Source organism: Pseudobutyrivibrio sp. ACV-2 (assembly GCF_900107545.1).
GTDB lineage: Bacteria > Bacillota > Clostridia > Lachnospirales > Lachnospiraceae > Pseudobutyrivibrio.
Genome location: NZ_FNQZ01000007.1, coordinates 130,994 through 142,441, shown reverse-complemented (window position 1 = coordinate 142,441; position 11,448 = coordinate 130,994). Strand labels below are relative to the sequence as shown.

Genomic DNA, 11,448 nt, shown 5'->3' with positions numbered 1-11,448 from the left:
ACTCCTTTTATAAATAGCTGAAAATTGCCAATGCCATGGCCATTAAAGTTTCTGCAATACAAACAAACCAACCTGCTAAATCACCTGTGATTCCACCAAACTTTGATTTGGCAGTATGTAAATAGTAGGCAAGACTTAAAAGAAGTGCTAAAAGCATAACTGTAAGCTGTACCTTAAACAGATAATTAACTAAAATGCAACATATTACAAACTGAACTGCAAGCCACACGAACACAGCTTTGTCATCAGCAGTATTACTCTCAGTGGATAGAAGTCCCTCTGTTTTAGCCTTTTTATTTTTCACCACACATATACCACTTATTATCCTTGCAATAAAAAAGCTAAAGCACCAGGCTATAAAGCAGTCAGAATTTAATGAATAGATGGCTGCAAATAAAATCAGGCCAAGGATCAAAATATGAATTATTGCAAATGCACCTACGTGGGAATCCTTTAAAATAGCAAGTCTTTTTTCTTTGTCGCCCCAGGATGAAAGGGCATCACTTGTATCCATAAAGCCATCCAAATGAAAACCACCGGTGATGATAATTGGTATCACCATAGCAATTATCGTAAATACGATATTTTCAATACTATAAGATTTTGAAAGAATATACCAACCGTATTCAAGAGCACCTATCACTGCCCCTACCCATGGAAAAAAAATAAGATGATATTTCATATCATCACTTCCCCATTCAAACCTTGGCATAGGGATTCTTGAATACATTGAAAACGCTACTGCTATTGATTTCAAAAAATTCATTTTACATTATTATCCTTTTATTTTGATTGGTATTCCCACCACTACTTCGTATACCTCTTCAGCCATCTGAGCAATTCTGCGATTAATCATGCCTAAAGCCTTGAGATATGCTTTTGTTCCTATATCATACTGGCCACCATCTTCGTATATGTCATTACTGACAATCACAAGAGTTTCCAGACTGTCATTTAACCTTGAAATATCATGAAGAACTTTTCTAGCACAAGAAGTCTCATCCATAATAAGGCCATCTCTAAACATTTCATTTGCTACAAGATTTGACATACACTCCAAAAGAACAATGCAGCCCCCTTCAAGTGAATTATTTGTAAAAAACTCAGGGGCTTTTATTCTATCTATTTCTGCAAGGGCTTCATCCACATCCATGGGATGCTCTAAAGTGATGAAGCCCTTACCTTTTCTTTGGTTGCGATGTTTTTTAATGCGAAGCTTACTTTCACTGTCATATGAATTCATTGTGGCCAGATAAAATCTGTTGTCAAAGGGTGTGGCGCATACGTAATCCTCAGCGAACTCTGATTTACCACTTCCGCTTCCGCCATATATAAAAATAATCATTCAGATTTCTTACTTTCCTCAAAATTCTCGTATTGTTCCACTTCGGAATCGGCAAATTTTAGTGCCTGATGAAAAACAATATCTGTCATTTTTAGCATGTGTGCCATCATAACAGCACCTGCCCCTTCGCCTACAGCCATTTTCCCATCAATTACAGGAGAAATATCAAGCTTTTTAATAAGCTTTTGGGCAACAGGCTCTTTGCTGATATGAGATGGAATCAGATAGTCCTTTACATTTTCGATGAGGCGTTCTGCAACAAGCGCTGACACCATGCTAAGCATTCCGTCTAGAATAATTGGAACACCGTATAGGCCTCCACCTATTACAAGACCTGTCATAGCTGCCAGCTCAAGTCCTCCGAAATAGCTGCAGATTTCAACAGGTGAAAGACCGTTGTACATTGAAAGCGCCATGGAAACAACAGCTCGTTTTCTACTGAACCCTGCATCATCAATTCCAGCTCCGCGACCTGTAACAGCTTCAGCGTTAAGATCTAACAAATAGCCTGCCATAACTGCAGCAGAAGTGGTATTTCCTATGCCCATCTCTCCTATGAGTAAAGTGTTAAAGCCCTGCTCTTTTGATTCCTTTACCAAATCCATTCCCACTTGAACTGCACGTGAAAATTCTTCCACCGACATGGCAGGACTCTTTAAGAAATTGCAGGTGCCATATTTTACCCTGCGATTTAGTGTATATGGAACCTCTTTTGAATAATTAATTCCAACATCCACAGAGACTATATCGATGCCAAGGGATTTGGCCATGACTCCAGCTGTTGTAATACCTTTTCCGATATTGGTGGCGCAGATTCTGGTAACATCCTGAGTGGTCTGACTCACACCCTCTTCCACGATTCCATGATCGCCACAGCAAACGATTAGACGCATGTGCGATAAATCAGGGGCATCCCCCCCCTGAATTGCTGATATTTTTGAGTGATAATGCTCAAAAGAGCCAAAGCTATTTATTGGCTTTGCTATTTTATCCCACTCCTTTTGTACCTTTGAAACAGCCTCTTTATCAACAGGCGAAACTGTTAGCTTGTTTTCTAAAATGTCTTCAAACAAAAATCTAGTGTCCCCCATATTTTTTCATAACCTCCACAAAGTTTTTTACGAAATCTGGATTAGATGGGTAATACAGATGAGGAAAGCCGATGTAAGAGCCATCAATTTTGTGAATGCAGCTCCACTGCCTGTCACTTTTTGGTTTTCTTGCAATGCAGTCATTTCCATTGTTATCTGTATCATAGTAGTGAAATTCATGACCTTTTATGCTGATATCATTATCTGAAAGGGTCACATATCCAAAGCGAACCAGTTTTCCAACAAAGCTTGCCTCCCCTTTTATGGCGCCAACCATAGGAAAGCTTTTACCATCCTTATCCGAAATAGACTCCGTAAGATACATGAAACCACCGCACTCAGCCAGCACAGGCATTTTATTTTCAATAGCCTTTTTTATCTGAGATTTTAAATTCGTATTTACGGATAAATCGGAAAGGTAGTTTTCAGGGTAGCCTCCACCAATCAGGATTCCCTGAATATCATCAGGTAAATCATGGTCTCTTATAGGAGAAAAGTCGATAAGCTCTACACCTGCATCACTTAGTAATTTAATGTTTTCTCTATAGTAAAAGCAGAAGGCTTCATCCCTTGCTACAGCAAGCCTTACAACTGGGTTTTCCTTAACTTCATTCCTATCTTCTATTATATCTAATTTAGATGCTGAATCGGCAATTATTTTAACCTCTGAAAGATTGATATTTTGCTCTATTTTGTTTGCTACTATGCTTAATTTATTTTGAATCTCATCGATTTCCTCTGGAATAATAAGTCCTAAGTGACGACTGCCTATTTCAGCATCATTTATCTGAGGCACTGTCCCTAAATATTTGATGGACAGCTCTGCTTCTATAAGCTCGCCTAGCTTATCTCCAAAGACAGGAGTTGTTCTATTTAAAATAACGCCCTTTATTAGATTATATTTATCGTAATCTAAAAATCCCTTTAGCTGGGCAATGACTGAGCGTCCTGCGCCTTTAGCATCTATAATGAGGATTATTGGAGTCTGAAGGACTCTGGCCAAATCATAGCTTGAACCAGTTTCTTCTGTACCTCCCACTCCATCATATAAGCCCATAACACCTTCTATAACAGCTATATCTCCATCGTATTCACTGGCGAAAAGGCTTCTGGTAGTAGCATCATCTGTAAAAAAGGTATCAAGATTTCCTGATGGAATACCAAAAACCGTTCTATGAAACATAGGGTCTATGTAGTCTGGGCCACACTTAAAGCTGCAGGGATTTATACCTGCATTTTTTAGAGCCGCTAAAAGGCCACATGTAATTGTAGTTTTGCCGCTTCCACTTCTTGTGGCAGCCAACATTATTCGTTTGTATTCTATACTCATATTTATTAATAACTTACATCGCCTGTAGCCAACAATCTTTGGTGTTGCATAAGGCGAGCTTTCTATTGCTCACCGTTGCAATACCAAAGATTGTTGGCGTAACAGGCGTTCACAGCCTACAATTTAAACGTCGTTATGTATACGGGATTCTGCCCCTGCATCAAAGTATAGTCACCAGCTTTTTTAGATTTGCTGACGGATACCTGTACAATGTCCGCTCCTTTTATTTCACGGCTTTTTAGTACGTGATAAATCTCTGCGCTGGTTTCTATGGTGACAGAATTTACTACTATTTTGATATCTGATGCCTTTGATTGTAGAGTATTTATGATGTCGCCCAAGCGTCCTGCACTGCCGCCTATAAATACGTGGGTCGGAGCTGGTAAATCAATAAGCATATCAGGGGCTGCTCCTTCTACCACGGTAACGTTATGAAGATTATATTTCGCTACGTTTTTACTGATTAGCTCACAGGCTTCCGGTTTAAGCTCAATTGCAAAAACCTGTATGGTTGGGTCTAACATAGCAAGCTCCACTGCTACTGAGCCTGTACCGCTTCCAATATCGTATACTACTGCATTTTTTGTAGGTCGAAGTTTGCAGATAGATAGCTCTCTGATTTCTTCCTTTGACATTGGAACCTGGTCACGTATAAATGTGTCGTCAACTAGACCTGGTGCACAAAACCTACACTTCGCATTTACGTTTTTAATCAACAGTGTACAAAGTCCCTCTTCACTAAAAATGCTGCACTTCTCAGGCGTCAAATTAAGCACCTTTTCATTTGAATATAGATTCACACCTGCGTAAATCTGGAATTTCATCTGGTGTTTTTCTGCCAGTTCTACCAGCATCTCGCCAATTTGGCGTACATCTTCACTTCCTGATGTAAGTGCAAATGTTTTTTTATTATATAGAACTGCATCTGTAAGTCTTGGCTTCCAGTATGTCTCATCTGTTCCATGGGTGCTTACTATAACGCCATCCTCCCAGCTTTCTGAGGTCCTTGCTGCAAGTGCACATATAGAGGAAATTCCTGGCATGATTTTAATGGTACAAAAAGCCAGCTTTTCAATAGCTTCTTTAAGTTTTTTAGAGCCACTATAAAAGCCTGTGTCACCAGAGAATAGTATAACAACTCGCTTTTTACCAAACTTAATTTCTGCTGCTATTTCTTCTAAAACCGGAACTATATCCTTAGCAAGATAATAAGGATATTTTTTACAATCTCTATCTATTCCAACGAGCATGCGGGAAGCGCCAAAGATATAGTCAGCTTCATTTATGGCAGTTTGCACTTCACTTGTGATAGAGCCAAAGCCCATGCCAAATCCAGCAAGAGTAACAGAAAGTTTTATATCCGGGGTGATGTCATCTACATCCTCTGCAAGATTAAACATTTCAAACAAAGTATTCTTCACTTGAACAAAATTCATGGCATCCATCTTTTCCTCTGGGCGCTTTAAAATGAATACCTTTACTCCAAGCTTATTGGCGGCAACTATTCTCTCACGCTGTCCACTGGATTTGCCACCTTCCTTCATGACAAGAACCTGAGCCTGACTATCCTTTAAAAATGCCAGATTCATACCTGCAGAAAATGGTCCCTGCATGGCTATAATCTGATTTCCCTTTAAGCCATTGTCATAACATATCTTTATGCTTTCTTCGCTTGGAATGACTCTGGCTATGAGACGCTCTTTAAGTTCTTCGTCTCCACAGAAGGCTTTTAGCTCCTTACTGCCTGTTGTAAGAAAAATAGTACCTTTAGTATTTTTTAAGGCTCGAATACATTCCTCTATGTCATTGAAGAAATAGCAGTTACTATAGTCAAGGCCTTCCTCTTCATCTCTTGCCAATCTGAAAAATGGAACGTCTCTGTATGCAAATATGCTGTTTTCTATTTCAGTTTTCACAAGCTGGGCAAAAGGATGCGTGGCATCCACGATTGCATCTGGCTCCTGCTGCTCATAAAGTTCAGTCATGGCTTTCGAATCCATGCGTCCCTGATGAATGCGCAAATAGTCAGACTCCATCACAGGCTGTTTACCATATTCTGTTGCAACACAATAGATGCAGGAGACCTTTGCCTTCACTAAAATTTCCGCAAGTCTTCTTCCCTCTGTTGTACCACCAAAAATAATTACTTTTTTCATAATTCGTATCCCCTTGGTGTGACCAGTCTATTGTTTAGGATTCTTGTATTTGAATTACCAATGAACACCGTTGTAAACATGTTTACACTGGCATTTCTTAATTCTGCTAAGGTGCAGGTGTTAGCATTTTCACCTTCACGACCAATATTTTCTACATAACCGCAGGCTCTATCTTCTTTGGCACCGGCTGCAAGCATAATGTCGCAGGCCTTCTGTAAATAATCATGACGCTTATGGCTGCTTGGATTGTATAGTGCAATTGCAAAATCCCCCTTAATGGCACATGCTATTCTGTTTTCAATAGCCTCCCATGGAGTCAGTAAGTCACTTAGACTAATTACACAAAAATCATGATTGATAGGAGCACCAAGAACTGCGGCACCGGAAATAGCAGCTGTTACTCCCGGAATTACTGTAATGTTTTCTTCTGTGATATCTGAATTCGTATTTACGTATTCAGGAAGTAGTTCAAACATTGGGGCCGCCATTCCGTATACGCCTGCATCTCCGCTGCAAATAAATGCAACGTCTTTACCCTCAAGTGCAAAATCATAGCAGGCTCTGCAGCGTTTTATCTCCTGCTTCATTGGAGTGGTATAGAATTCCTTATCTTTAAAATATTCCTTTACCAAATCAATGTAAACAGTGTATCCCACAATTACATCTGCTTTTTCCATTAGGATAAAAGCTTCCTCTGTCATAGAAAGTCTTTCGCCCGGTCCCATTCCTATAATATAAATATGTCCTGCCATGTTATTCTCCTACCAAACTATGTATATTTTTTCTCTAATTGCAGCAGCTAGTGTCATTCCGTTTTTTGCTGTCTTATTAATCACAAGCTTTGGATTTGGACCGGCTGCAAGAAGGGCTGCTCTTTCACACACGTTTCCCACTCCCACTTGTTCATTTACAAATTCTGACTCATTAAAGTCTCCAGCCACCTGTTTTAATTCATCTGCAGCGTAAGTCAATAAATCCACACCATAAAACTGAGCCAGCTTTAAAAGGCCTATTTCTTTTTCCTTTACATCTATTGAGGCTATTGCATATAAGTTTTTTTCAAGCTCCTCATCGGTATAAAACGTATTTACGAATTGTTTTATTTCCTCAAAGGCCTTCCCCTTTTTACAGCCTATGCCAAGGATAAGTCTTTTGGGAATAAGCTTTAAATCATCGATTATTATTTCAGAATCTGATTCTTTGATATCTGGCTTTTCTCCTCTTAACACCTTTGCTGAGACCTCTTTGATTTTGCTTTTATCTGTAATCAGAAGTCCATTTTTTTTTGCAAATACATCCACTGCAAAAAGATTGTTGATATCTGTGGCTGTGGTAATGACTGGATTAGCTTCAAGTACCTTTGCAACTTCAATGGCCAGTTCGTTGGCTCCACCAAAGTGGCCTGAGAGGATTGGGATAACATTTTTTCCAAGCTCATCCACCACTATTACTGGGCTGTCTTTAAGCTTATTATCTATAAATGGAGCTATAGAACGCACTGCAATTCCTGTGGATGAAATAAACAGAATCGGAAGATGCAGGCTAAAGCAATCCTTGGTCCAGCTTTTTAAATCCATATCATCAGGCTTTTCTTCAAGGACGAAAGCATTATTTAGTTTTTCTTTTATATGCTTACCATTTTCTGTGAAATAAACCACTCTAAGTATTTTCATTTGGGCTTCCTAAATCCTGTTTCAAAATCCTTGTCATATAATTTGCTCAGGGCATATCCAGATTTTGCAATAACATCTCCCACAAGAATTACTGCAAGATTTTTGATATTATTTTCTGCACCAGTTTGGGCCAAGGTTCCTACAGTGCATATGAATTTCTGTTCTTCAGGCCAGCTGGCTTTGTATACTATAGCCGCAGGTGTATTCTCAGCGTAGCCTCCTGCTATAAGTCGCTTTTGAAGCTCCTCTAGCATACCGCTGCTTAAGTAAATTGCCATGGTGGCCTGGTGTGCTGCAAAGCTTTCTATAGATTCCTTTTTAGGAACTGATGTCCTGCCCTCCATTCTGGTGATAATAAGTGACTGGCTCACCTCTGGAAGGGTGTATTCTAAATTAAGGCTGGCTGCGGCGCCAAAGCAGGCGCTTACACCTGGGCATGACTCATATGGAATATGCTTTTCATCCAAAATATGCATCTGCTCTTGAACTGCACCATAAATGCTTGGCTCACCTGTGTGGAGACGCACCACCATTTTTCCTGCCTGACTTGCAGAAATCATCACTTCCATGACCTCCTCTAGGTTCATGGTGGCGCTGTTATAGATTTCGCAATCTTCCTTTGCATATTCTAAAAGTTCTGGGTTTACCAGCGAGCCTGCGTAGATGATTACATCAGCCTGCTGTAGTAGTCTCATTCCTCGAACTGTGATAAGATCGGCTGCTCCACAGCCTGCGCCCACGAAGTGGACTATAGCCTTCCCCCTCAGGGGGAAGGTGTCAGCGTAGCTGACGGATGAGGGTTCCCCTCGCCTTTCAATAATGTTCATTATATCCTCACATACCGCAACAAAATTTCTATTAATATCGTAATTTGAATATCTTACTATCTTATAACCATTATCAATTAAATATTTATCTCTTAAAAGGTCTTTCTCATGTCCCTCTTCTTCAAAATGCTGAGAACCATCTAGTTCTATAACCAACTTTGCTGTGGGACAGTAAAAATCTACTATGTATGGTCCTATAACTTTTTGTCTTTTAACGGGAACTTTATATTTTTTTAGAAAGTCATACCAAAGATGTCTTTCTTCTTTTGTCATTGATTTTCTTAGTTTTCTTGAATTTGATTTTAGTTTTTCATTTACTCTTGGCATAGTGGTAGCCCTCATCCGTCAGCTAACGCTGACACCTTCCCCCTCGCCGGGGTGGCAGATAACGCTAAAGCATTATCTCTTCCCCACAGGGGGAAGGCTTATAGCAGTTTATATATATAATCCATATCCAGATTTTCACGTACAGCATTTGCTAATTTATCGTATTCGGCTTCTTTTAGGATTTGATAATCAATTGACTCTGTCTCCAGAGTGCAACCTTTAGCTTCTGCCAGGGATGATGCAAGCTTGTAAGCCAAATCGGCATTATCGAAAATTCCATGGATATAGGTTCCAAGAATATTGCCTTCTTGGATTATTTTTATGCCCTCTGTGTTTCCGTTATGGATTTCATAGCCGGTGTATTTTTGTCCTGACAGAGAAGCAAAGATGCCTTTCATTTCAGGGAAGTTGCCTGTAGTTTGACTTCTATATTTTTGATTCAGCAATGTTGTTTTAAGTGTAAGCAGTCCAAGTCCTCTGATACTTCCCCCCTCTTCTATGTGGTCTGGGTCCAAGACTTCTTCGCCTAGCATTTGAAAGCCACCACATATTCCTACAACAGGCTTTTCAATGGCAAATCTTTTGATGGCCGCTTCCATGCCTGATTCTCTCATCCAACGTAAATCAGATATGGTATTCTTACTTCCTGGGATAATGACCATATCCGCATTTTCGATATCTCTTGGATTTGAAGTAAAATTAACCTTTACTCCTGAAATATTTTCAAAGGGTGCTATGTCAGTAAAATTTGAAATCCTTGGCAATCTAACAACGGCAATTTCCACCATATTTACGTTATTGTCATCTGAAAAGGAATTACTTAATCTTTCGCTTAAGCTATCCTCATCATCTATCATCAAACGTACATATGGAATAGTACCTACCACAGGGACCTTGCCTCGTTCTTCCAGCATGTCGATTCCTGAATCTAAAAGGCTTTTGTCGCCTCTGAATTTATTGATAATGAGTCCCTTTACTCTGTCTCGCTCCTGAGGCTCTAAAAGTTCAAGGGTTCCAAGTAGCTGGGCGAACACTCCACCTCTATCTATGTCTCCCACTAAAAGTACAGGGGCATCTACAAGCTCCGCCATTCCCATGTTTACTATGTCATCACTTTTGAGATTAATTTCTGCGGGACTGCCTGCTCCTTCAATTACGATTATGTCTGCCCATTTTTCAAGCTCATGATAAGCTGCCATAATATCTGGAATAAGGTTTTTCTTGTAGGCAAAATAGTCCCTTGCAGACATATTTCCTACCACTTCACCATTTACTATTACCTGACTTCCAATGTCATTAGTGGGCTTAAGTAAAATTGGATTCATATATACACTAGGCTCAACTCCTGCACACTCAGCCTGCATGGCCTGCGCCCTTCCAAGCTCTAAGCCATCTGCTGTGACAAAAGAATTTAGCGCCATATTTTGTGATTTAAATGGTGCCACCTTGTAGCCATCCTGCTTAAAAATTCTGCACAAAGCGCCCACTAGCAGGCTTTTGCCCACATTTGACATTGTGCCCTGTACCATGATTACTTTTGACATGTATAGCCCTCATCTATATGTAATATTTATTTTAGGTAAAATCCGTAAATGCGTTTTTTGCATCCTTGGACTGAGCCAATAAACCAAATTCGTTTGAGTATAAAATACAATCAAATTTCAGTCGGCCCTGGGCTCTAAAATCTAAATAAAATAATATCTTTTCTAATGCGATATCCATAGTAGCCTGCAAAAAACCACTATCATCAATCAAATGCAATGCCTCTTCTGTATTAAGACAATCTAAAATATTTCTAGCTAAAGCTGCATCTGCTCCTGCACGTATTGCAGCGCTGGCAAGAATTTCCATTCTGGAATCTGCCTCGTGACTGTGGGTATTCATGATACCACCGGCCACCTTAATAAGCTTTCCTATATGACCAGTAAGAAGCATGGCCTCAAATCCAAGCTGACAGCAAATATCTATGGTCTCACCGATAAAATTGGAGCACTTTACACTTGAGTCCAAATCAAAGTTGAATTGATTTTTCATAAATTCCTTACCATAGTTTCCAGGGGATACTATAGCAATCTTGGTTCCTAGGGCCTTCTTCTGGTTAAGCTCCACTCTTATGGTATCAACAAGGGCTTTATTACTCATTGGCTCCACTATACCTGTGGTGCCAAGTATTGAAATTCCATCCACTATTCCAAGTCTTGGATTAAAGGTGCGTGCTGCCAGTTCTTTTCCTTCTGGAACAGATATCACTACTTTAAGCTCACCTTTAAAATCAAGGAAATGACATACCTCTAAAACTTCTTTTTCAATCATGCTTCGTGGAACACTGTTAATGGCTGCATTTCCAACCGGTTGATCAAGGCCTGGCAATGTGATGCGACCTACACCAAAGCCTCCATCTATTATTATGGATGGTCTTGCCTCAAGTGATTCCATGCCGTTTTCCAAAAGAGAAACTGTTGCTGTCACATGGGCACCAGTGGTTACATCCGGGTCATCTCCACCATCTTTAATTACAGCACAGCTCACCTGATTATCCTGCCTTTTTATATCTACAATAGCTGCTTTAAACATGATTCCAGCTGGAGTTTCTATTTCTATATTATTTTTTTCCTGCCCGGTCAGTAGCATATATGTAGCAGCTTTTGAAGCTGCAGCAGCACAGCTGCCGGTTGTGAATCCTTTTTTCATAAAGCCTC

The 11,448-nt window shown here is 39.9% G+C and carries 10 protein-coding genes and 1 pseudogene; all 11 read right to left on the bottom strand.

Annotation, left to right across the window (positions count from 1 at the left end):
* Positions 1 to 7: 7 nt before the first annotated feature.
* A complete protein-coding gene (locus BLV53_RS09325; RefSeq protein WP_090300159.1) occupies positions 8 to 766 on the bottom strand; it encodes an adenosylcobinamide-GDP ribazoletransferase in 759 nt (252 codons plus the stop codon).
* A gap of 9 nt (positions 767 to 775) precedes the next feature.
* A complete protein-coding gene (locus tag BLV53_RS09320) occupies positions 776 to 1,345 on the bottom strand; it encodes a bifunctional adenosylcobinamide kinase/adenosylcobinamide-phosphate guanylyltransferase (RefSeq protein WP_090300156.1) in 570 nt (189 codons plus the stop codon).
* On the bottom strand, positions 1,342 to 2,436 hold the full coding sequence (locus tag BLV53_RS09315; RefSeq protein WP_090300154.1) for a nicotinate-nucleotide--dimethylbenzimidazole phosphoribosyltransferase: 1,095 nt from the start codon (positions 2,434 to 2,436) through the stop codon (positions 1,342 to 1,344). The genes BLV53_RS09320 and BLV53_RS09315 overlap by 4 nt, the downstream gene beginning before the upstream one ends.
* Positions 2,423 to 3,766 carry a cobyrinate a,c-diamide synthase gene (locus BLV53_RS09310; protein ID WP_242879070.1) on the bottom strand — a complete coding sequence of 448 codons (1,344 nt, stop codon included), beginning with the start codon at positions 3,764 to 3,766 and terminating at the stop codon, positions 2,423 to 2,425. Before BLV53_RS09310 ends, BLV53_RS09315 begins: the two co-directional genes overlap by 14 nt.
* 116 nt (positions 3,767 to 3,882) lie before the next feature.
* Positions 3,883 to 5,922 (bottom strand): precorrin-6A reductase, encoded by a 2,040-nt coding sequence (gene cobK, locus BLV53_RS09305; protein WP_090300152.1) that lies wholly within the window; start codon positions 5,920 to 5,922, stop codon positions 3,883 to 3,885.
* Positions 5,919 to 6,674, bottom strand: coding sequence for a precorrin-3B C(17)-methyltransferase (cobJ, locus tag BLV53_RS09300; protein WP_090300150.1), 756 nt, complete (start codon positions 6,672 to 6,674; stop codon positions 5,919 to 5,921). The genes cobK and cobJ overlap by 4 nt, the downstream gene beginning before the upstream one ends.
* Positions 6,675 to 6,683: 9 nt before the next feature.
* Positions 6,684 to 7,595: a cobalt-precorrin 5A hydrolase gene (locus tag BLV53_RS09295; RefSeq protein ID WP_090300148.1), complete on the bottom strand. Its 912-nt coding sequence runs from the start codon at positions 7,593 to 7,595 to the stop codon at positions 6,684 to 6,686.
* Positions 7,592 to 8,347 (bottom strand): precorrin-4 C(11)-methyltransferase, encoded by a 756-nt coding sequence (gene cobM, locus BLV53_RS09290; protein WP_242879075.1) that lies wholly within the window; start codon positions 8,345 to 8,347, stop codon positions 7,592 to 7,594. The genes BLV53_RS09295 and cobM overlap by 4 nt, the downstream gene beginning before the upstream one ends.
* Positions 8,348 to 8,422: 75 nt before the next feature.
* Positions 8,423 to 8,749, bottom strand: a pseudogene (locus BLV53_RS17735) (endonuclease domain-containing protein); the annotation flags it as partial.
* A gap of 98 nt (positions 8,750 to 8,847) precedes the next feature.
* Entirely contained in the window at positions 8,848 to 10,293 is a 1,446-nt protein-coding gene (locus tag BLV53_RS09285) for a cobyric acid synthase (RefSeq protein WP_090300144.1), read from the bottom strand.
* Between the two features lie 31 nt (positions 10,294 to 10,324).
* Positions 10,325 to 11,440: a cobalt-precorrin-5B (C(1))-methyltransferase CbiD gene (gene cbiD / locus BLV53_RS09280; protein ID WP_090300142.1), complete on the bottom strand. Its 1,116-nt coding sequence runs from the start codon at positions 11,438 to 11,440 to the stop codon at positions 10,325 to 10,327.
* Between the last annotated feature and the right edge of the window lie 8 nt (positions 11,441 to 11,448).